The sequence below is a fragment of the Streptomyces solincola genome (genome assembly GCF_002982015.1).
GTDB classification, from domain to species: Bacteria; Actinomycetota; Actinomycetes; order Streptomycetales; family Streptomycetaceae; genus Streptomyces; species Streptomyces solincola.
Genome location: NZ_PVLV01000191.1, coordinates 1 through 23,255, shown reverse-complemented (window position 1 = coordinate 23,255; position 23,255 = coordinate 1). Strand labels below are relative to the sequence as shown.

Here is a 23,255-nt window from a genome sequence, read left to right as displayed (position 1 = left end):
CCCGTGAACGTCCCCCCAGCCCCGTGCGTCCCGCGCCCGCCGCGGGATACGACCTGGTCGGGGCCATCATCCGGGCCGCCCCCCGGGCGGCCGAGCTGTACACCCCGCCGGACCCGCCCCGGGAGACGCCGCGGCCGGCCGGGTGAACCCCGCCCGGCCGGCCGCCCCCTGGCGGGGGTCAGAAGACCTGGTCGGTGCGGGTCACCGCGGCGCAGCGGCCGGCCGCCCACTCCAGTGCCATCCGGTGCTCGCGCTCGGAGAAGTCGGCGACGGCGTCCGCCACCACGAACGCCTGGATGTCCTGCATCCAGGCGTCGCAGGCGGTCATCAGCACCCCGATGTGGGCGTAGATCCCGGTGATCACCAACTGGTCGCGGCCCTGTTCCCGCAGCATCTCCAGCAGGTCGGTGCGGACGAAGGCGCTGTACTTCCACTTGGTCAGCAGGATGTCGCCGGGCTCGGGGGCGACCGCGTCGGCGATGGCCGCGGCGTGCTCGTCGGCCGGGATGCCCGGACCCCAGAAGTCCTGCTGGAGGCCGCGCTGTTCGGGGCTCTGCCCGCCGGGCTGGGCGGTGTAGAGGACGGGCACGCCGAGCCGGGCCGCCTCCTTGCGCAGCCTCGCCACGTTGCCGAGCAGCGCGGTCACCGGCTCCGCCTCCCGGTCGAAGGCGGACAGGAAGTAGTTCTGGAGGTCGTGCACGAGCAGCACCGCGCGGTCCGGGTCGACGCTCCAGTCGACCCGGTTGGCCGGCAGGTCGCCGGGGCGCGGCATGGGGTAGGGCGAGATGGCGGGCAGGGCCATGGGGATGTCCGTTCGTGGAGCGGGGTGCGGGGGAGTGCGGCGCCGGGCCGCCGCGCCCTTCGGGGGCGGCGGCCCGGCGGACCGGGTCAGGCCGGGGAGCGCAGGTCCTTCTTGGAGACCTTGCCGACACCGGTCTTGGGGAAGGCGTCGGTGAACACCACCCGGTCCGGCACCTTGTAGGCGGCCAGGCCCCGGTCGCGGACGAACGCCTTGAGCGCGCCCGGCTTCACCGGCTCGGCCCCGGCGCGCAGGATGACGTAGGCGCAGGTCCGCTCGCCCAGGTACGGGTCGGGTTCGGCGACCACGTTGGCGTCGTGCACGGCGGGGTGGGCCAGCAGGTGGTTCTCCACCTCCTCGGCGGCGATCTTCTCGCCGCCGCGGTTGATCTGGTCCTTGGCCCGGCCCTCCACCACCAGGTGGCCGGTCGCGGTGAGCCGGACCAGGTCGCCGGTGCGGTAGAAGCCGTCCTCCGTGAAGGAGCGCCGGTTGTGCTCGGGCGCCCGCCAGTAGCCGCGGATGGTGTAGGGACCCCGGGTCAGCAGGTGCCCGGTGGCGCCCACCGGCACCGGCCGGTCCTCGTCGTCGACGACCAGGATCTCGTCGTCGGGGGAGATGGGCCGCCCCTGGGTGGTGACGATGGTCTCCGCCGGGTCGTCGAGCCGGGTGTAGTTGACCAGGCCCTCGGCCATGCCGAAGACCTGCTGGAGGGTGCAGCCGAGCGCGGGCCGCACCCGCCGGGCGGCCTCCTCGCTGAACTTCGCCCCGCCCACCAGCAGCACGTCCAGGCTGGACAGGTCGAAGGAGGTCCGCGGCGCGGCCTCGGTCCACACCAGGGCCAGCGGCGGCACCAGACCGGTGAGGGTGACGCCCTCCCGCTCGATCAGCGGGAACGCGACGTCCGGGGCGGGGGAGGGGCAGAGCACCACCCGGCCGCCGGCGTACAGGGCGCCCAGCGTGCCGGGGGAGGACAGCGGGAAGTTGTGCGCGGCGGGCAGCACGCACAGGTAGACGCTGTCCTCGGTGACCCGGCACAGCTCGTTGGAGCCGCGCAGCGAGTAGATGTAGTCGTCGTGGGTGCGCGGGATGAGTTTGGGGGTGCCGGTGGAGCCGCCGGACAACTGGAGGAACGCCAGGTCGCCGGGGTCCGGTTCGCTCAGGGCCACCGGTTCGGCGGGCAGGTCGGCCAGGGAGTCGAACGCCCCGGCGTCCCCGCCGGCGACGAACACGTGCCGGACGGTGGGGGCCTTGGCGCAGACGGTGGCCGCCAGGGTGCGGTAGTCGTAGCCGCCGTGCTCGGCCGGGATGACGTAGGCGACCGCCTCGGCGAAGGAGCAGAAGTAGGCGATCTCCGACTCGCGGTGCGCGGGCAGCGCGAAGACCGGCAGCGCGCCGATCCGGAACAGCGCGAAGACCACCTCGAAGAACTCGGCGGTGTTGGGCAGTTGCACCACCACCCGGTCTCCGCGCCCGATGCCGCGGGCGCTCAGTCCGGCGGCCAGCCGGTCGGCGCGCCGGTCCAGCTCGCCGTAGGTCCAGGTGCGCCGTCCGCCGTCCGCGCCGCCCGCCGGGTCCACGACGGCGATCCGGTCGGGGTGCGCGGCGGCCCGCTCGCGGAGCATGGCCCCGAAGGTCTCGCCGCGCCAGTGGCCGGCCGCCCGGTAGCGCTCGGCGAACTCCGCCGGCCAGGTCGGCGCGTCGCCGCCGGGGACGTCCGCGCCCGCCGCCTCGGTGCTCACAGGTGCTCTCCCACGGCGCTCTCGGCGCCCACGGCGCTGAGGAAGGTACGGAACTTCGCGCCGGTCTCGGTGGTCTCGGCGGCCGGCTCGGAGGCGGCGACCACCCCGGCCCCCGCGTACAGGCGCAGGCTGTCGCGCTCGGCCTCGGCGCAGCGGATGGTGACGACCCATTCGCCGTCGCCGTCGGCGTCGCCCCAGCCGACGATGCCGGTGAAGAAGCCCCGGTCGAACGGCTCGGTCTCCCGGATCACCTGGCGGGCCAGGTCGGTCGGGGTGCCGCAGACCGCCGGGGTGGGGTGCAGCGCGCAGGCGATCTCCAGCGCGGACGCCTCGGGGTGCGCCAGCTCGCCGGTCACCGTGGTCGACAGGTGCCACATGGTGGCGGTGCGGATCAGGGTGGGCCGCTCCGGCACGCTGATCGAGGAGCAGTAGGGGGCCATCGCCTGGTGCACGGCGTCCACCACCACGGCGTGCTCGTGCAGGTCCTTGGCCGACTGCAACAGCGTCGCCGCCCGGCGCACGTCCTCGGCGAGGTCGGCGCTGCGCGGGGTGGAGCCGGCCAGCGGGTTGGACACCAGCTTGCCGCCGCGCCGCGAGACCAGCAGCTCGGGGCTGGCGCCCAGCAGGGTGCGGCCCGGGTGGGTGGGCAGCGCGAAGGTGTAGCCGCCGGGGTCGCGGCGGGCCAGGCGCTGCACCATGCCGCGTATGTCCAGCTTGTCCGGGCCGGTCAGCTCCAGGGAGCGGGCCAGCACCACCTTGCTGAACTCGCCCTGCCACATGCGGTCCACCGCGGCGGCGACGCCCTTGGCGTAGGTCTCCGGCTCGGGATCGGCGCGCACCACCCACCGCACCGGCTCCGGGGGGTCGCCGGGCAGCGCCACCAGCGGGTCGGTGGCCAGCGCCGGCCCCGCGCGCAGCGCCTCGGGCACCACCAGCGCGGCGGGCGCGGTCTGGTCGAACGGGATGGCCCCGACGACCACCGGCGCGGCGTGCCGCTCGGCGCGCACCGAGCGCAGGGTCTCGGCCACGCGCTCGGCGAGCGGCTCGGAGCCGTGCTCCACGGCGCGGTGCACGCCGTGCGCCAGCAGGGTGCGGGTGGGCGTCGCCATCAGGCGGTCGCCGGCCCGGTAGGCGTCCAGCAGGGTGGTGGCAGCCCCCACGGCGGGGTGCGCCGGTGCGGCCGTCGGTCTGGGCGGGGCGACCTGGGGGACCGTCGACACGTCGGACTCCTTCGGTTTCGGTATCGGTGGCGGGTGCGCACGGGGCCGGTCGGGCCCCGTCGGGCGGGAGGTGCGGGCCGGCGGGCGTCGCCGGCCGGCCCGGCTGCGGGCGCGGCGGCGCGGAAGCGGGCGGGGCGGCTCAGCGCAGGGTCGCGCCGCCGTCCACGTAGAGGTCCTGCATGGTGATGTGGCGGGCCTGGTCGGAGGCGAGGAAGACCACCGCGTCGGCGACGTCGGCGGGGTCGGCGATCCGGCCCAGCGGTATGCCGGTGCGGTACGAGGCGAGGTCGCCGGCGATGACCCGGTGCTCGGCCTCCGGGGCCTCCCACAGCGAGCGCTGCATCGGGGTGTCGGTGGAGCCCGGACAGACCACGTTGCAGCGCACCCCGTGCGGGGCGACCTCCAGGCCCAGGCACTTGGTGAACATCACCGCGGCCGCCTTGGAGGCCGCGTAGGCGGCCATCCCGGCGCGCGGGACGCCGGCCGCGTTGGAGGCGACCGTCACCACCGAGCCCGAACCGCGCGCGGTCATCGTGGCGGTGACCGCCCGGGAGACGTGGAAGACCCCGGTGGTGTTGACCGCCAGCACCTGCGACCAGTCCTCGTCGGTCATCTCGGCGACCGGACCGGTGCGCAGGATGCCGGCGACGTTGACCAGCAGGTCCACCGGGCCGAGTTCGGCCTCGACGCGCTCCACGGTCTCGGCCACCGCCCGGGCGTCGGTGACGTCCAGCCGGTACGCGGTGGCCGAGCCGCCCGCCGGGTCGTGCCGGAACTTCTCGGTGACGGCCGAGGCGGTGTCGTGCACGGCGGCGGACCGGTCCGCCGCCGCGACCGCCGCGCCCCGGCCCGCGAGCGCGTGCACGACGGCCTCGCCGATACCCTGGGCGGCGCCGGTCACCAGGGCGACCTTGCCGGTGAACTCACCCCGGAGCCCGCTGCTGTGGGACACAACCCCTCCTTCGTTTAGGTAAGCCTAACCTAAACCTGTCGCTTCGCCTACCTCGGGTGTCCGGCAGCCCCCCGCTCCAACCGCTGCCGGTGCGAGGTGACTTGTGCGGCGGGCGGACCGCAGGGCCCGCCCGCCGCACACCGAACGCCTCAGCCTCCGGACGCCGACCGCAGCGCGGCGTCCAGCGCCGGGCCGATCCGGTCCAGCGCGGCCGGCGACATCAACTCGTCGTGCGAGCAGTCCAGGACATGCTCGTCCAGCGCCCCGGAGACGAACTCCGGCCACACCTTCGCCGGCGCGTCCTCGGCCGGGGTGCTCCGGGCGGCGGTGAAGAACAGCACGTCGCCGGTGGTGTGCCGGGTCGTCGAACGGGACAGCAGCCTCACGCAGTGCACGTTGGTGTCCACGATCGCGGCCAGCAGCTCCTCGTCGAACCCGGCCAGCAGGCCCTGGCTGTCGCGGATCGCGGCCACCGCCTCCTCCCGGGACACCGCGCCGTCCCGAGGTCCGGCCGGCCGGTCCTCGCCGAGGCCCGCGACCGAGAGCAGGAAGCCGCTCTCCTCGCGCTCCAGCCTCTCCCGCCAGTCCGGGCCGTCCAGATACGACCAGTCGTCCCGCTCCGGCGGATAGGCGTCCAGCAGCGCCAGGAACGCCACCTCCTCGCCGCGCTCCTGGAGCAGCGCGGTCAGCGTGTGCGCGACCGTCCCGCCGAAGGAGTAGCCGGCGAAGTGGTACGGGCCGTGCGGCTGCACCGCCCGGATCTCCGCGAGGTAGCGCTCGGCCAGCTCCGCCACGTCCGCCGCCTCGGGCGGTTCGCCCGCCAGACCCGGCGACTGCACCCCGTACACCGGCCGGTCCGGGTCCAGGTGGCGCAGCAGCCCGGTGTACTGCCAGGCGAAGCCGGACGCCGGGTGGAAGCAGAACAGCGGCGCCTTGGCGCCCTTCTCCCGCAGCGGCAGCAGGGTGCGCAGCGCGCCCTCGCGGGCGTCCGTGCCGATCCGCGCGGCCACCCCGGCGACCGTCGGGGCCGACACCACCGTGCCGACCTGCACCGGCACGCCCAGTCGGTCGCGGATCCGGCCGACCAGCTTCATCGCGAGCAGCGAATGGCCGCCCAGGTCGAAGAAGTTGTCCTCGACGCCGACCCGCTCCAGGCCCAGCACCTCGGCGAAGACCGCGCACAGCAGCGTCTCGCGGGCGTCCTTGGGCGCCCGTCCGCCGCCGGCCTCCTCGAAGGCGGGCGCGGGCAGCGCGGCCCGGTCCACCTTGCCGTTGACGGTGAGCGGCAGCGCGGCCAGCCAGGTGAACGACGACGGCACCATGAACTCCGGCAGCACCGCCGCCAGTCGCTCCCGCAGGACCACCGGGTCCGCCGCCGGGCCGTCCGCCCCGGAGGCGGCGACCGTGTAGGCGGCCAGCCGCTTCACGCCGTTGGCCGAGGTGTGCACGGCCACCGCGGCGGCGGCCACCCCGGGGGCGTCGGTCAGCGCCGACTCGATCTCGCCCAGCTCGATCCGGAAGCCCCGGATCTTCACCTGGTGGTCGGCCCGGCCCAGGTAGTCGAGCTGCCCGTCGGCCCGCCAGCGCACCAGGTCCCCGGTGCGGTACATCAGCGTGCCCGGCGCGCCGAACGGGTCGGCGACGAACCGCTCGGCGGTCAGCGCCGGCCGGTCGTGGTAGCCGCGGGCCAGGCCCGCGCCCGCGAGGTACAGCTCGCCCGGCACCCCGTGCGGCACCGGCCGCAGCCCCGAATCCAGCACATAGGCCCGGGTGTTGAAGATCGGCCGGCCCACGCAGGAGGAGACGCTCGCTTCGACGTCCGCGCCGAGCGCGTTGATGGTGTACTCGGTCGGCCCGTACAGGTTGTAGCCCATGGTGCCCTCGGTGGACTTCAGCAGCGCCCACAGCGCGTCCGGCACCGCCTCACCGCCCAGCAGCACCAGGGCCGGCCGGTGCCGGCCGGCGTCCAGCAGCCCGGCGTCGACCAACTGCTGCCCGTACGACGGGGTCACGTTGACCACGTCGATGCCGACCCGGTCGTAGTGCGCGGTGAGCGCCGCCGGGTCCAGCCGCAGCTCCTCGCCGATGACGTGCACCTCGTGCCCGTCCACCAGCCAGAAGAACTCCTCCCAGGACATGTCGAACGCGAACGACACGGTGTGTGCCACCCGCATCCGCCGCCCGCCGGCCAGCTTCACCGCCGGGTCGAAGATCCGCTCCCGGTGGTTGGCGAGCATGTTCACCAGCCCGGCGTACGGCACCACCACGCCCTTGGGACGCCCGGTGGAACCGGAGGTGTAGATCAGGTACGCCGGGTGGCGCCCGTCCCGCTGGGCCGGCCGCTCCGCGTCGGTGACCGGCCCGGCGGCCAGCCCGGCCAGCTCGGCGACCGTCTCCGGCGCGTCCAGCACCAGGGGTGGCACCCCGTCCACCGACGGCACCCGCCCGGCCACCGGCGTGGACGTCACCAGGCACAGCGGCGCCGCGTCCGCCACCATCATGGCGAGGCGGTCCACCGGGTTCTCCAGGTCCAGCGGCAGATAGGCCGCGCCGGTCTTCAGCACCGCGAACAGCGCCACCACGAAGTCCGCCGAGCGGGGCAGACCCAGCGCCACCGTCCGCTCCGGGCCCGCGCCGCGCGCGATCAGCGCCCGGGCCAGCTTCGAGGAGCGGGCGTCCAGCTCGGCGTAGCTCAGCCGCTCGTCCTCGAAGACGAGCGCGGTGGCGTCCGGGGTGGCCTCCGCCTGGCGGACGAACAGGTCCACCAGCGGGACGTCCGGCGCCTCGTGGCCGAAGTCGTCGCCCAGCGCGAGCAGCGCGGACCGCTCGGCCGGCTCCAGGGTGGCCAGCCGGCCGACCGGCAGCGAGCCGCCGTCGGCGAACTGCGCCACCAGCCGGCCCAGCCTCCCGGCCAGCGTCTCGGCCGTCTCCCGGTCGTACAGGTCCGGCCGGTAGGCCACGCTCAGCTCCAGCGAGGCGCCCGGGGTCACCGCCAGGGTCAGCGGGTAGTGGGTGCCGTCCACGCTGTGCGTCCAGCCGATCTGGTGCTTCTCCACGGCCTCCTCGCGGGCCGCGTCGTCCAGCGGGGTGTTGCGGAAGACGTACAGCGTGTCGAAGAGCGTGCCGATGCCGCTGGCCTGCTGGATACGGCCGAGACCCAGGTAGTGGTGCGGCAGCAGGTCGGCGTGCTCGGCCTGGAGGCGGACCAGCAGCTCCCGCAGCGTCTCGCCGGGGCGCAGCGACACCCGGAACGGCAGCGTGTTCATGAACATGCCGATCATGTGGTCCACGCCCGGGACGTCCGCCGGACGCCCGGAGACCGTCGCGCCGAACACCACGTCGTCCCGGCCGGTGAGCTGGGCCAGCGACAGCGCCCAGGCCGCCGACAGCACCGTGTTGAGCGTGACGCCCGAGCCCCGGGCGAACGCCCGCAGCCGCTCGCTCAGCTCCTCGCCCAGGTCCAGGTCCACCACCTCGGCGGTGACCGGCCGGCGCGCCGGATCGGCCGGCGCGACCAGCGTCGCCTGGTCCAGGCCCGACAGGTGCGCGCGCCACGCCTCCAGGGCCGCGTCCGCGTCGGTGGCGGCCAGCCAGCGCAGGTACTCCCGGTACGGGGTGACCGGCGGCATGCCCTCCGGCTCGCCCCCGCGCCCGTACAACTGGAACAGCTCCTCGAGGAACAGCGACTCCGACCAGCCGTCGGTGAGGATGTGGTGCTGCGTCACACACAGCATCCAGCGGTCCTCGGCGAACTTCAGCAGGGTGACCCGCATCAGCGGCGGGGCCGCCAGGTCGAACCGGGTGGCCGCGTCCGCCAGCGAGAACTCCCGCTGCGCGGCCTCCTGCCCGGCCCCGTCCAGGTGGGTCAGGTCCCGCACCTCGAACGGCAGCGTCCACTCGGCGGGCACCACCTGCACCGGCCCCGGCAGCCCCTCGTGCCAGAACGCCGCGCGCAGGTTGGGGTGGCGGCGCAGCATCGCGTCGAACGCGGCCCGCAGCGCCCGGGTGTCCACCGCGTGCCGCAGCTCCACGAAGTTCTGCATCAGATAGACGTCCAGCGCCTGGTCGTCGTAGACCGCGTGGAAGTACAGCCCCTCCTGGAGCGGCGCCAGCGGCAGCACCTCGGCGGCGTCCGGGAACGCCCGGGCCAGCACCGCCCGCCCCGCCTCGTCCGGCTCCACCAGCGGCCGGTCCGCCGCCACGGCGGGCGCGGCCCCCGGCGCGGCCCCCGGCGCGGCCTGCTCGCGCGCGACGGCGGCGAGCCCGGCCGGGGTGCGCTGCTCGAAGACGTCCCGGGGGGTGAGCACCAGGCCCTCCTTGCGGGCCCGGGTCACCAGCTGGATGGAGACGATGCTGTCGCCGCCGAGCGCGAAGAAGTCGTCGTCCACCCCGGCCGAGGCCAGCCCCAGCACCTGCGCGAAGACCCTGACCAGGGTCTCCTCGCGGGCGTCCTTCGGGGCCCGGGCGGCGGTCGAACCGCCCAGCACCGGGGCGGGCAGCGCGGCCCGGTCCAGCTTGCCGTTGACCGTCTGCGGCAGCGCGTCCAGCACCACGACCGCCGCCGGCACCATGTAGTCCGGCAGCGAGGCGGCCAGCGCCTCCCGCGCGGCGGCCGGATCGGCGGTGCCGGTCACATAGCCGACCAGCCGCTTCACCCCCGGGGTGTCCTCGCGGACCAGCACCGCCGCCGAGGCCACCCCGTCCAGCGCGGCGAGCGCCGACTCGACCTCGCCCAGCTCGATCCGGAAGCCCCGGATCTTCACCTGGTCGTCCACCCGGCCCAGGTACTCCAGCTCCCCGTCGGCGCGCAGCCGCACCAGGTCGCCGGTCCGGTACATCCGGCCCCCGGCCGGGCCGAACGGGTCGGCCACGAACCGCTCGGCGGTCAGCGCGAAGCGGCCGAGGTAGCCGCGCGCGGTGCCGTGCCCCGACAGGTACAGCTCGCCGACCGTGCCCTCCGGCACCGGCCGCAGCGCCGAGTCCAGCACATACGCCCGGGTGTTGCCGATCGGACGGCCCACCACCGGCATACCGCTGACCGCCAGGTCGGCGGCGAGCGCGTCCACCGTGTACTCGGTCGGCCCGTACAGGTTGACCGACATCACCCCGGCCGCCGCCCGCACCTGCGACCACAGCGCCTCCGGCACCGCCTCGCCGCCCAGCAGCAGCAGCGCCGGCCGGTGGCGGGCGCCGTCCAGCAGACCCCAGTCGACCAACTGCCGGGCGTAGGTGGGCGTCACGTCCATGGCGTCGATCCGCCGGTCGCGCACATAGCCGACGGTGAACTCCGCGTCCCTGCGCTCCACCTCGTCCAGGACGTGCAGCTCGTGCCCGGCGATCAGCCAGAACAACTGCTCCCAGGAGGTGTCGAAGCTGAACGAGGCGGTGTGCAGCGCCCGCAGGGCCCGCCCGCCGGTCGCCCCCAGCACCGGGCCGAACACCTCGTCGAGGTGGTTGGCGTACAGGTTGGACAGACCGCCGTGGGTGAGCACCACGCCCTTGGGCCGCCCGGTCGAGCCGGAGGTGTAGATGACGTACGAGGGATGCTCGGCCGCCACCTCCACGGCCGCCCGCAGCGGCTCCAGCGCGGCCAGTTCGGCGAGCGTCCCGGCCGCGTCCAGCACGATCCGCTCCGGGCCGCCCGACGGGGGCAGGAAGCCGGCGGCCCGCCCGGTGGTCAGCACGCACACCGGGGCGGCGTCGGCCAGCATGTAGCCCAGCCGGTCCGCCGGATAGTCCAGGTCCAGCGGCAGATACGCGCCGCCGGCCTTCAGCACCGCGAGGATCGCCACCACCGAGGCGGCCGACCGCTCCACGGCCAGCGCCACCACCGACTCCGGACCCACCCCGCGTCCCGCCAGCAGCGCCGCGAGCCGCCCGGCCCGCTCGTCCAGCTCGGCGAACGTCAGCTCCTCGCCGCCGGACACCACCGCCACCGCGTCCGGCGTCGCCGCCGCGCGCTCGGCGAACCGGTCCGCGACCGTGCCGCCCGGCACGTCCCGCACCGTCCCCGGCCAGGTGGCCGCCAGCCGCTCCCGCTCGGCGGGCGCCAGCAGCTCCAGCGCGCCCACCGGCGCCGAGGCGTCCCCGGTGATCTGCTCCAGCACCGACGCCAGCCGGTCGGCGACCAGCCCGGCCCGGCGCGCGTCGAACAGGTCCGGCCGGTACTCCAGCCGCAGCAGCGCCCGCTCCTCCAGCGCGACCGCCAGGGTCAGCGGGTAGTGCGTGGCGTCGCGGGCCTCGATGCCGGCCACCCGCAGCCCGTCCACCACGTCCGGCTTGGCGTCCGGGTCCACCGGATAGTTCTCGATGACCACCAGGGTGTCGAACAGCTCGCCGCCGCCCGCCTGCTTCTGGATCAGCCGCAGCCCCAGGTGGTGGTGGGCCAGCAGCGCGTTCTGCTCGTCCCGGAAGCGCCGCAGGAGCCCCTCCACGCTCTCCGCCGGCCGCAGCCCCACCCGCACCGGCACCGTGGTGATGAACAGCCCCAGCATCGACTCGACGCCCGGTATCTCCTCCGGACGGCCCGACACGGTCAGCCCGAACACCACGTCCCGGCGGCCGGTCAGACCGCCGACCACCAGACCCCACGCGCACTGGATCAGCGTGCTCGGCGTGGTGCCGAGCCGCCGGGCCGCCGCCGTCAGCCGCGCGGTGGCCTCCGCCGACAGCTCCAGGTCGTGCAGCCCCGGCCGCACCGCCCGGCGCGCCGGATCGGCCGGCGCGACCAGCGTCGGCTCCTCCACCCCGGCCAGCGCCGACCGCCAGGCCGCCTCGGCGGCCGGACCGTCCTGCGTCTTCAGCCACTTCAGATAGTCCTTGTACGGCCGCACCGGCCGCATCCCGGAGGCGTCGCCGTCACTGCCGTACAGCGCCAGCAGATCGCCCACCAGCAGCGGCATCGACCAGCCGTCCACCAGGATGTGGTGCACGGTCACCACCAGCCGGTGGTCGCCCTCCGCCAGACGCGCCAGCACCAGCCGCAGCAGCGGCGGGCGGTGCAGCGCGAACCGGCGCGCCAGCTCGCCCCGCTCCACCTCCCGCAGCGCCTCCGCGACCGGCGCGGACGACTCCGACAGGTCCACCCGCTCGACCGCGAGCCGCACCTCGGACGGCACGAACTGCACCGGCTGCGGCACGCCCTCGTGGAAGAACCCGGCCCGCAGGTTGGGGTGGCGGCGCAGCAGCGCGGCCGCCGCCCGCTCCAGCCGGTCCGCGTCCACCGGACCGGACAGCGCCACCGACACCTGCACGGTGTACACGTCCGCGTCACCGGTGGAGCCTTCCCCGCCGTCGTACACGGAATGGAACAGCATGCCCTGCTGAAGGGGGGACAGCGGCAGCATGTCCTCGATACGAGCCTGCGTCACTGCTGGGCCCTCCACATTTCTTCGAGCATGGTGATCTGGTCCTGGTCGAGGTCGAGCAGGTCGAGGTCGGAGGGCGTGTGCCCGGCGGTGGTCCCGCCGTCCGCCCACGCGGCCAGCGCGCCCAGGGCGGCCAGCCAGCCGTCCGCGAGCTCGCTCACCGTGTCCTGGGGCAGCGCCTCGCCCGCCCAGAGGAACGTCGCGGTCAGCTCCGGCCCCTCGGGGCCCGCCTCCACCTCCGCGTTGATCTCCAATGCGTGCGACAGCGGCTGCGCGGCGTCCGGCCGCACCGCCAGGGCGTCCGCCTCGGCCGCCGGACCCCAGTCCGAGGCGACCTTCGCGGTCTGCCGGCCGAGGTAGTTCCACAGCACCTCCGGCGCGACCCCCGCGCCGAACAGCTTCGCGGCGCCCGCGTGGAGATACCGCAGCAGACCCGCGCCGACCCCGCCGTCCGCGACTGACCGCAGCACCTCCTTGACCTCCTTCAGCGCCGCGCCCGCGTCCCCGGAACCGGACAGCACCGCCGCCGGCTCATAGCCGCGCGCCCCGAGTCGCAGCGGGTAGACGGAGGTCAACCAGCCGACGGTACGGGTCAGATCCGCGCCCGGGACCAGGTCCTGCTCCCGGCCGTGGCCCTCCACGTCCACCGTGAAGCCCGCCGCGGCGGAACCCCGGCCGGTGCGGGCCGCCCAGTCGCCGACGGACAGCACCAGCGCGGTCAGCAGCACGTCGTTGACCGTGCCGTGCACCGCCTGCGGCACGCTCTCCAGCAGCGGCCCGGTCCGCTCCGCCGACAGCCGCACGGTCAGCCGCCGGACCGTCGCCACGGTGTCCCGTACGGGATCCAGCGCACGGTCCGTCAGCAGCCGCCCGTCCGGCACGGCCTCGAGCCAGCGGTCCAGCTCGGCCAGCCGCCGGGCGCTGTGCGCCTCGGCCACCAGGCCGGCCGTCCAACTCCGCAGCGACGTCGGCACCGGCTCCAGCGCCGGCTCCCGGCCCGCCGCCACCGCCTCCCAGGCGGCCCGCAGATCCGGCAGCAGGATCTGCCAGGACACCTCGTCCACCACCAGGTGGTGCGCCACCAGCAGCAGCCGGCCTCGCTCGCCCGGGCCCGCGTCGAACAGCACCGCGCGCACGGTCTCACCCGCCGCCGGGTCCAGCTCACCGGCCGCCCGGTCCGACTCGGCCGCCACCAGCTCCCGCAGCGCCTTGCCGTCCAGCCCGGCCGCGTCCACCGTCCGGCAGACGGCGGCCGCGCCGATCGCGCCCGCCGGCCGCACCTCGGCGCTCCACACGCCCGGCCGCGCCACGGTCAGCACCTGCCGCAGCCCGTCGTGCCGGTCCAGCACCGCCTGGAGAGCGGGACGCAGGTGCTCGGGGCGCACGCCCACAGGCAGCCGCACCAGCCGCGCCTGGCAGAACCGCCGGTACGGGCCGCCGCGCCCGGCGAACCAGTGCGCCACCGGCGGCAGCACCAGCGGCCCCGTGCCGTCGTCGACCGGACGGTCCTTTTCCGCCGCGCCCGCCACCGGCACCGCCACCGCGGCCAGCGCCGTCGGGGTCGGATCGGTGAACACCTGCCGCGCGGTCAGCGTCAGCCCCCGCTTGCGGGCCAGGCTCACGAACCGGATGGAGACGATCGAGTCGCCGCCCAGCTCGAAGAAGTTGTCCTCGACCCCCACCGCGTCCAGCCCCAGCACCTCGGCCATCAGCCCCGCCAGCACCTCGGCCGGGGAGCCCTGCGGCCCCGCCTCGGCGGGGGCGGCCGGCGCGGCCGTCGGCCGGGCGGCCGGAGCCGGTGCGGGCAGCGCCCGCCGGTCCAGCTTGCCGTTGGGGGACAGCGGCGCCTCGGTCAGCTCCAGGAAGGCCGCGGGGACCATGTACTCCGGCAGGTGCTCGGCCGCGTGTGCCCGCAGCGCTGTCGGGTCCATGGTGGCCCCGGCCTCCGGAACGGCGTAGCCGACCAGCCGCTTCACCCCCGGTGTGTCCTCGCGGACGACGACGATGGCGCGGGCGGTTCCGGGCGCGTTCGCGAGGACGGTTTCGATCTCGCCCAGTTCGATGCGGAAGCCGCGGAGCTTGACCTGGTCGTCGGTGCGGCCGAGGTAGTCCAGGGTGCCGTCGGAGCGCCAGCGGGCGAGGTCTCCGGTGCGGTACATGCGGGAGCCGGGCTCGCCGTGCGGGTCGGCGGTGAAGCGTTCGGCGGTCAGTCCGGGTCGGGCGGTGTAGCCGCGTGCCAACTGCACGCCGGCCAGGTACAGCTCGCCGGGTACGCCGACGGGGACCGGCCGCAGTCGGGCGTCCAGGACGTACACCCGGGTGTTCCACACCGGCGCGCCGATCGGGGCCGACGCGCCTCCGGTCGGGACGGCCGACCAGGAGGTGACGTCGACAGCGGCCTCGGTCGGCCCGTAGAGGTTCTCCAGCGCGATGCCCGAGGCGTGGAACCGGGTGACCAGACTGCCGGGCAGCGCCTCGCCGCTGCACACCACCAGCCGCAGGCTCGGGCAGCTCGCCGGGTCCACCTCGTCCAGGAAGGCGGCGAGCATGGAGGGGACGAAGTGGACCACGGAGACGCCTTGTTCGCGGATGAGTCGCGCCAGGTATGCGGGGTCCTTGTGCCCGTCCGGCTTGGCGACGACCAGCGGGACGCCCTGGGCGAACGGCCAGAACAGCTCCCAGACGGAGACGTCGAAGCTGGTCGGGGTCTTCTGGAGCACCCGGTCGGCGTCCGTGAGCCCGTAGGCCCCCTGCATCCACTGCAAGCGGTTGACGATGGCGGCGTGTTCGACCACCACGCCCTTGGGCCGTCCGGTCGAGCCGGAGGTGAAGATGATGTACGCGGGGTGGCGGGGGAGGAGGGGGGCGCGGCGGTCGGCGTCGGTGACCACCTCGGCCGACAGCTCAGCCAGTTCTCCTCGCACAGCGGGCGAGTCGAGCAGGACATGCGTCCCCGGCACCGCAGTCGTCGACATCGTGTCGGTAAGTACGGTGAGCGGCTGGGCGGTGTTGACCATGTAGGCGAGTCGGTCGGCGGGCAGGCCGAGGTCGAGGGGGAGGTAGGCCCCGCCGGCCCGGACGATGGCGTGCAGGGCGATCAGCAGGTCGTACGAGCGGGGGAGTGCCACGCCCACGACGGACTCGGGTCCGACGCCGCGCCCGATCAGCAGCCGGGCCAGTCGGTTGACGCGCTCCTCGAAGTCGGCCCGGGAGAGGGTCTCGCCCTCGAAGACCAGGGCGGGCGAGGTGAGATCGCGCGCCCCGGCGGCCACCAGATCGGCCAGCGTGGCCGGACCGTCCAGCGGGCGGTCGGTGGCGTTCCAGCCCTCCACCACCCGCTCCCGCTCCTCCGCGTCCAGCAGGTCCACGGAGGACAGCGGCAGGTGGGGGGCGGCGCTCACCAGCTCCAGCAGCCGGACCAGTCGGGCGGTCAGCCGCTCCGCGCCGGCCCGCTCGAAGAGGTCGGTGGCGTACCGCACCCCGCAGGTCATGCCGGCGTCCCCGGCCCGCCGGAAGAGGATCTCCAGGTCGAACTTGGCCGCGCCCGCGGTCAGCGGGTACTCCTCGGCGTGCGTGCCGAGCAGCCGGGACAGGTCGGGGCCGCCGCCCTCGTAGGCCACCATCGTCTGGAAGAGCGGGTGGCGGGAGAGCGAGCGCTCGGGGTTGACCGCCTCCACGACCGCGTCGAACGGCAGGTCGGAGTGGTCGAGGGCGGCCAGGTCGGCCGCGGCCACGCGGCGCAGCAGCTCGGTGAAGCTCGGGTCGCCGGACAGGTCGGTGCGCAGCACCAGGGTGTTGACGAAGAAGCCGACCAGCTCGTCCAGCGCGGAGTCGTCGCCGCGGCCGGCCACCGGGGAGCCGACGGGTATGTCCTCGCCGGCGCCGAGCCGGTGCAGCAGGGCCGCGACGGCGGCGTGCACCACCATGAACATGGTCGCGCCGGACTCGGTGACCAGGCGGTCCAGGCGGGTCACCAGCTCCTCGGGCAGGACGCTGGTGACGGTGTCGCCGCGGTGGCTGGGCACGGCGGGGCGCGGCTTGTCGAACGGCAGGGCCGACTCCGCCGGCAGTCCGGCCAGCGTCTTGCGCCAGTAGGCGGACTGCCGGGCCGACACCGACCGCTCGTCGTCCGCACCGCCCAGCAGCTCCCGCTGCCAGAGCGCGAAGTCGGCGTACTGGACGGGGAGCTCCGCCAGATCGGGGGCATCGCCGGACAGCCGGGCCGTGTAGGCGGCGTCGAGGTCGGCGAGCAGCGGGCCGGTGGACCACTCGTCGCCGGCGATGTGGTGCAGCAGGACCAGCAGCAGGTGGTCGTCGCGCTCCGGGGTGCTCAGCAGCGTCACCCGCAGCGGCAGTTCGGCGGCCAGGTCGAAGGGCTCGGCGGCCGCCGCCTCCACCAGGGCGAGGCGGTCGGGGCCGGCGGCCCGGCGTACCGCGAACGGCACCTTGGCCTCGCCGGCCGGGACGATCCGCTGGTACGGCTTGCCGCCGTCCTCCGCGTACACGGTCCGCAGCGCCTCGTGCCGGGCGGCCACGTCGTCGACGGCGGCGGCCAGCGCCACCGCGTCGACCTCGCCGCGCAGCCGCAGCACCACCGGGATGTTGTAGGTGGCGCTGGGGCCCTCCATCTGGTGCAGGAACCACAGCCGCCGCTGGGCGTACGACAGCGGAAGCCGCTCGGGGCGCACCGCCGCGCGCTCCAGCGCGGGGCGCTCGGAGGCGGACCGCTCGGCCAGCCGCAGCGCCAGGGCGGCCACCGTCCGGGCCTCGAAGACGTCGCGCACCGAGCAGTTCGCGCCGGTGGCGCGCACCCGGGCGACCACCCGGGTGGCCAGCAGCGAGTGGCCGCCGAGCCGGAAGAAGTCGTCCTCCGCCCCGACCGACGCCAGGCCCAGGACCTCGGCGAAGACCGCGGCGACGTGCTCCTCCGCCGCGCCGCGCGGGGCGCGGGAGGCGGCGGGGTCGCCGGCGGCGGGCTCGGGGGCGGGCAGCGCCGCCCGGTCCAGCTTGCCGTTGACGTTGACCGGCAGCACGTCCAGCAGCACGATCGCGGCCGGGACCATGTACTCGGGCAGCTCGGCGGCCAGGCGGCGGCGCAGCTCCGCGCCGAGGCCACTGCCGCCGGCGCCGGCGGCAGTGGCGTAGGCGACCAGCCGGGGCGCGCCCGGGGTGTCCTCGCGGACGACGACGGCGGCCGCGCCCACCTCGGGCTGGGCGGCCAGCACCGCCTCGATCTCGCCCGGCTCCACCCGGAAGCCGCGGATCTTCACCTGGTCGTCGCCTCGGCCGAGGAACTCCAGCAGACCGTTGGTACGCCAGCGGGCCAGGTCGCCGGTGCGGTACATGCGGCTGCCCGGCGCGCCGAACGGGTCGGCGGTGAACCGCTCGGCGGTCAGCGCGGGGCGGCCCAGGTAGCCGCGGGCGTTCTGGACGCCCGCCAGGTACAGCTCGCCGGGGACGCCGGGCGGCACCGGGCGCAGCCGCGCGTCCAGCACATACGCCCGGCTGTCGTCCAGCGGGCGGCCGACGACCGGGGTGGCGCAGTCGCTCACCCGGGCGACCAGGGCGTCCACGGTGAATTCGGTCGGCCCGTAGTAGTTGACGGTCTCCACGTCCTGGTGGCCGCGCAGCTCCGCCCAGAGCGCGGGCGGCACGGCCTCGCCGCCGAGCAGGAACAGCGGCGGCCTCCACTCGCCCTCCGCGAGCAGCCCGGCGTCCAGCAACTGCCGGCCGTAGGACGGGGTGACGTCGAGGGTGTCGATGCGGTGCGCCCGGACGTAGGCCACCACGGCGTCGGCGTCCCGGCGGCCGAACTCGTCCAGGACGTGCAGCTCGTGGCCGGCGACCAGCCACAGCAACTGCTCCCAGGAGGAGTCGAAGGAGAACGACGCGGTGTGCAGGGCGCGCACCCGGCGGCCCAGCCTCCCGGCGACCGGCAGGTACAGCTCCCGCTCGTGGTCGCGGTACAGGTGGGCCAGTCCGGCGTGGTGCAGGCCGACCGCCTTGGGACGGCCGGTGGAGCCGGAGGTGTAGATGACGTACGCCAGGTCGGCCGGGCCGGGCGCGGGCAGCGCCGGGCCCTCGGCGGGCCCGGCCAGGCGCTCGGCGGTGGCCGGGGCGTCCAGCGCCAGCGTCCGCACGCCGGCCGGGACCGGCACCGCGCCGGTGGCCGTGCCGGCCGTCAGCACCAGCACCGGGGCGGCGTCGGTCAGCATGAACTCCAGCCGCTCGGCCGGGTGGTCCAGGTCCAGCGGCAGATACGCGCCGCCCGCGCGGAGCACCGCGAAGGCGGCCGTCACCGAGTCGGCGGAGCGCGGCAGGGCGAGGGCCACCACGGCGTCCGGGCCGACGCCCTCGGCGGCCAGCAGCCTGGCCAGCCGGTCCACCCGCTGGTGCAGGTCGGCGAAGGTCAGCCGGGCGCCGTCGAAGACGACGGCGGTCTCGCCGGGGGTGGCGGCGGCCCGCTCGGCCAGCAGCTCGACGACGGTGCCGGGCTGCGCGGCGCGGTCCGCGCCCTGCCAGGACGCCAGCAGCGCGCGCTCCTGGCCGGCCAGCAGGTCCAGCGCGGACAGCGGCAGCGCGGGGTCGGCCACCGCCTGGGCGAGCAGCCGCAGCAGGCGGTCGGCGAGCGCGGCGGCCGTGGCACGGTCGTACAGGTCGGAGGCGTAGAACACCTCCAGGTCCAGGCCGTCGCCGTGGGCGGTGTCGGAGAAGGTGATGTCCAGGTCGAACTTGGTGGTGCCCGGGTCGATCCGGTCGGTCCGGGACGCCAGCCCGAACAGGTTGCGCACGTCCTGGGTGACGGTGGAGTGCGCCACCATGGTCTGGAACAGCGGGTGCCGGGTCAGCGAGCGCTCCGGGTTGACCGCCTCCACCACCGTGTCGAACGGCAGGTCGGCGTGGTCCAGGGCGGCCAGGTCGGCGGCGCGCACCCGCTGGAGCAGCTCGGCGAAGGTGGGGTCGCCGGACAGGTCGGTGCGCAGCACCAGGGTGTTGACGAAGAAGCCGACCAGCTCGTCCAGTGCGGTGTCGCCGCGTCCGGCGACCGGGGTGCCGAGCGGGATGTCCTCGCCCGCGCCCAGCCGGTGCAGCAGGGCGGCGACCGCCGCGTGCACCACCATGAACACACTGGTGCCGCTCTCCCGCGCCAACTGGCGCACCGCGAGCGACAGCTCCTCGGGCAGCTCGCGGTGGACCATGCCGCCGGCGTGGCTCGGCACGGCCGGGCGGGGCCGGTCGGCGGGCAGCGGCAGCTCCTGCGGCAGCCCGGCCAGCGCGGTGCGCCAGTAGTCGGCCTGTGCCCCGGTCACCGCCTCGGGCAGCGCCCGCTGCCAGAGTGCGAAGTCGGCGTACTGGAGGGGGAGCGGGGTGAACTCGGGGGCCCGGCCGCCGGACAGCCGGGCGGCGTAGGCCCGTTCCAGGTCGCCCAGGAATGGGCCCATGGACCACTCGTCGCCGGCGATGTGGTGCACCAGCACCACCAGGGCGTGCGCCCCGCTCGCCGCGTCCCGCAGCAGGGTCAGCCGCACCGGCGGCTCGGCGGACAGGTCGAAGAGGTGGCCGAGCGCCCGCTCCGCCTCCGCGTCGAACGACCCGGCCGGCACGTCCCGTACCAGCAGCTTCGCGCCGGCCGCCTCGGCGTCCGCCGGGAACAGCACCCGCTGGAACGGCTCGCCGCCCTCCTCGCCGAAGACCGTGCGCAGCGCCTCGTGCCGGGCGACGACGTCGAGCAGGGCCGCACCCAGGGCGTCGGCGTCCAGGGCCTCGTCGAAGCGGGCGGTGAAGGGGATGTTGTAGGTGGCGCTGGGGCCCTCCATCTGGTGCAGGAACCACAGCCGGGCCTGCGCGTACGACAGCGGCAGCCGGGCGGGCCGCGAGCCGGCGGCCACCAGCGCGGGGCGGTCGGCGGCGGCGCGGCCGGCCAGCCGGGCGGCCAGCCCGGCGGCGGTGCGGCCCTCGAACACGTCGCGGATGCCGCACTCGGCTCCCAGCGCGGTACGCACCCGGGCGATGACCTTGGCGGCCAGCAGCGAGTGCCCGCCCAGGTCGAAGAAGTCGTCGTCCACGCCGACCGAGGGCAGCCCCAGCACCTCGGCCAGGACGCCGGTCAGGATCTCCTCGCGGGCGCCGCGCGGCGCCCGGCCGCCGGCCCCGGCGCGGGACGCCAGGTCGGGGGCGGGCAGCGCCCGGCGGTCTACCTTGCCGTTGGCGTTCAGCGGGAAGGCGTCCAGCACCACGACCGCCGAGGGCACCATGTACTCCGGCAGGCGTGCGGCCACCACGGCCCGCAGCGCCGCCGGGTCCAGGGCCTCCTGCGAGCCCGGCGTCACATAGCCCACCAGGTGCTGCGCGCCCGGGGTGTCCTCGCGGACCACCACCACCGCGCGGCCCACCGACTCCGGTGAGCCCAGCGCGGCCTCGATCTCGCCGAGTTCGATGCGGAAGCCGCGCACCTTGACCTGGTCGTCGGCGCGGCCCAGGAAGTCCAGGGAGCCGTCGGCGCGGCGGCGCACCAGGTCGCCGGTGCGGTACATCCGCGCGCCGGCCGGTCCGAAGGGGTCGGCGACGAAGCGTTCGGCGCTCAGGCCGGGCCGGCCCAGATAGCCGCGGGCCAACTGGTCTCCGGCCAGGTACAGCTCACCGGGACGGCCGGCCGGGGTGGGGCGCAGCGCCCCGTCCAGCACGTAGGCGCGGGTGTTCCAGAACGGCGTGCCGATGGACGGCGTTCCGGTGTGGTCCGGGGCGAGGGCGGCGGAGGTGGCCCAGACGGTGACCTCGGTGGGCCCGTAGACGTTGGTGGTGGTCCGCGCGGTGCGGGCCAGCCTCTCGGCCAGGTCGGCGGGCAGCGCCTCCCCGCCGACCAGCGCCTTCGTGCCGGCCAGCGCGGCCGGGCCGCCGTCCTCCAGCAGGGCGTGCCACAGCGACGGGGTGGCCTGGAGCACGGCCGGCCGGTGGTGCTCGACCAGGGCGGCGAGCGCGGCCGGGTCGCGGACGGTGTCCCGGTCGGCGAGGACCACGGTGGCGCCGCTGACCAGCGGCACGTACAGCTCCAGGGCGGCGATGTCGAAGGAGATCGTGGTTACTGCGACCAGCGTGTCCCGGGGGGCCATGGCCAGCTCGGCGGCCTGCATGGCGAGGAAGTTGGCCAGCGCGGCGTGCGGGACGACCACGCCCTTGGGGCGGCCGGTGGAGCCGGAGGTGTGGATGACGTACGCCGGGTGGCCGCCGTGCAGCGGGGCGCGGCGCTCGGCGGCGTCCAGCGGGCCGGAGTCCAGCTCGGCGAGCGCGGCGAGGGTGTCGGGGGCGTCCAGGACCAGGTGCGCGGAGCCGGGCACGTCGGGGGCGTCGGCGGCCGCGGCCAGGGTGGTGAGCACGCACACCGGGCGGGCGTCGCGGACCATGAACTCCAGCCGGTCGGCCGGGTAGTCCAGGTCCAGCGGCAGATAGGCGCCGCCGGCCTTGAGGACGGCGAGCAGCGCCACCACCAGGTCGGCGGAGCGCGGCAGGGCCAGGCCCACGAAGTCCTCGGGTCCCACCCCGCGCCGGATCAGCAGCCGGGCCAGTCGGCTCGCCCGCGCGTCCAGTTCGGCGTAACCGAGGGTGGTGTCCCCGCTGACCAGGGCGGGCAGCCCGGGGTGGCGTGCGGCCTGCGCCTGGTAGGCGTCCACCACGGTGCCGGCCGGTATGTCCCGGGCGGTGGCGGCGGCGTCCGCGAGGAGCGCGCGGCGGGCGTCGGCGTCGACCAGGTCGGGGCGGCCGACGGGGGCCTGCGGCCCGGCCTCGGCGGCCTGCCGGAGGAAGTGCGCGAACTCGGCGGCCCTGGCCGCCAGCGCCTCGGCGTCGTAGGCGGCCGGGTTGGCGTCCAGCTCGAAGCGGAGGCGGCCGGCGGCGGCGTCGTGGTGCAGGGCCAGGGTGAGGTCGTCCACCGGGCCGGCGGCCACGTTGTGCACCGCGCCGGGCGCGCCGGCGAAGTCCAGCGCGTTGTCGAACGCCTTGATGTTGACCATCGGGCCCAGCAGGCCCTGCTCGCGGCCGACCAGGCCCAGGTCGCGGCGGATGTCCTCGGCCCGGTAGCGCTGGTGGCGGCGCAGGTCGCGCACCCCGCCGGCGACGTCGGCGGCCAGTTCGGCCAGGGTCAGTTCCGGGCGGACGGCGACCCGCAGCGGCAGCACGTTGACCACCATGGCCGGCACCCGCAGCGCCGAGGAGCCCAGCCGGGCCATCGCCGGCATGGACAGCAGCACGTCCCGGGCGCCGGTCGAGCGGTGCAGGAAGGCGGCGAACGCGGCGGTCGCCACGTCCGCCCAACTGGCCCGCGCGGCGCGGGCGATGTCGTCGAGACCGGCGGTCGCCTCGGCCGACAGCGTCGCCGTCGCGCGCAGGAAGGCCGCGGAGGCCGGGAAGGACGCCCCGGCCAGCGGCTCCGGCTCCGGCCGGTCGGCCAGCCGCTGAAGCCAGTACGCCCGGTCCTCGGCACACCGCTCGGAGGCGGCGTAGGCGCGCTCCTCCTCCACCACGGCGGCCAGCGGCCCGAACGGGCTCGCCGCCGGCTCCTCGCCGCGCGCCAGCGCGGTGTACACCTCGGCGGTACGCCGGGACAGCAGCGAGAACCCGTAGGCGTCCAGCGCGATGTGGTGCACCCGCTGGTACCACAGGGTGCGCTGCTCGCCGACCCGGTGCAGGGCGAAGGCGAACAGCGGCTCGACCGCCGGGTCGCTCGGCCGGTCCATGTCGGCGCGCATCCGGGCCAGCGCGGCCGCCTCCGGGTCGGCCTCGGCCCGGTGGTCCAGCACCCGCAGCACCTCGCCGGCGTACGGGGCGCCGGCGGCGGTCTGCCAGACCTCGCCCGCCTCGTCCTCCGCGAACCGCACGGTCAGCGCCTCGGCCTCGTCGACCGTGCGGCGCAGCGCCGCCTCGAACAGGTCCGCGTCCAGCGGCCCGTCGATCGCCACGTACTGGCCGACGTTGTAGACCGGGGAGTCGGGGGCGAGCCGCTGCCCGTACCAGACTCCGGTCTGCGCCCCGGTCAGGGGCAGTCGCCGCAAAGCACGCTCGGTCATGGGATGTTGCTCCAGTGGTCGCACGCGAGCCGCCCGTACGGCGTCTGCGTACGGGCTGCTTCGCCTGAGGCGGGTTCGAGAGGATGGCGGGCGCAGGGCCCGGGGAGGGCGCGGGGCG

General features: G+C 75.7%; 6 protein-coding genes. All 6 read right to left on the bottom strand.

What is annotated here, in order from left to right; translation table 11 throughout:
• Positions 1-178: 178 nt before the first annotated feature.
• The gene (locus C6N75_RS14035) at positions 179-802 is read right to left on the bottom strand and encodes an isochorismatase family protein (protein WP_105869227.1); all 624 of its coding nucleotides are present in this window, start codon (positions 800-802) and stop codon (positions 179-181) included.
• Positions 803-888: 86 nt separating this feature from the next.
• Positions 889-2,538: a (2,3-dihydroxybenzoyl)adenylate synthase gene (locus C6N75_RS14030; protein ID WP_105869226.1), complete on the bottom strand. Its 1,650-nt coding sequence runs from the start codon at positions 2,536-2,538 to the stop codon at positions 889-891.
• Positions 2,535-3,758 carry an isochorismate synthase DhbC gene (gene dhbC, locus C6N75_RS14025; RefSeq protein ID WP_105869225.1) on the bottom strand — a complete coding sequence of 408 codons (1,224 nt, stop codon included), beginning with the start codon at positions 3,756-3,758 and terminating at the stop codon, positions 2,535-2,537. The genes C6N75_RS14030 and dhbC overlap by 4 nt, the downstream gene beginning before the upstream one ends.
• 139 nt (positions 3,759-3,897) lie before the next feature.
• On the bottom strand, positions 3,898-4,710 hold the full coding sequence (locus C6N75_RS14020; RefSeq protein WP_105869224.1) for a 2,3-dihydro-2,3-dihydroxybenzoate dehydrogenase: 813 nt from the start codon (positions 4,708-4,710) through the stop codon (positions 3,898-3,900).
• Between the two features lie 149 nt (positions 4,711-4,859).
• The gene (locus C6N75_RS14015) at positions 4,860-12,056 is read right to left on the bottom strand and encodes an amino acid adenylation domain-containing protein (RefSeq protein ID WP_105869223.1); all 7,197 of its coding nucleotides are present in this window, start codon (positions 12,054-12,056) and stop codon (positions 4,860-4,862) included.
• 20 nt (positions 12,057-12,076) lie between these two features.
• Positions 12,077-23,137: a non-ribosomal peptide synthetase gene (locus C6N75_RS14010; RefSeq protein ID WP_105869222.1), complete on the bottom strand. Its 11,061-nt coding sequence runs from the start codon at positions 23,135-23,137 to the stop codon at positions 12,077-12,079.
• Between the last annotated feature and the right edge of the window lie 118 nt (positions 23,138-23,255).

Coding starts and splice junctions, on each gene's coding strand:
- C6N75_RS14035 (WP_105869227.1), bottom strand. CDS start 802: ATGGCCCTGCCCGCCATCTCGCCCTACCCCATGCCGCGCCCCGGCGAC.
- C6N75_RS14010 (WP_105869222.1), bottom strand. CDS start 23,137: ATGACCGAGCGTGCTTTGCGGCGACTGCCCCTGACCGGGGCGCAGACC.
- C6N75_RS14015 (WP_105869223.1), bottom strand. CDS start 12,056: ATGCTGCCGCTGTCCCCCCTTCAGCAGGGCATGCTGTTCCATTCCGTG.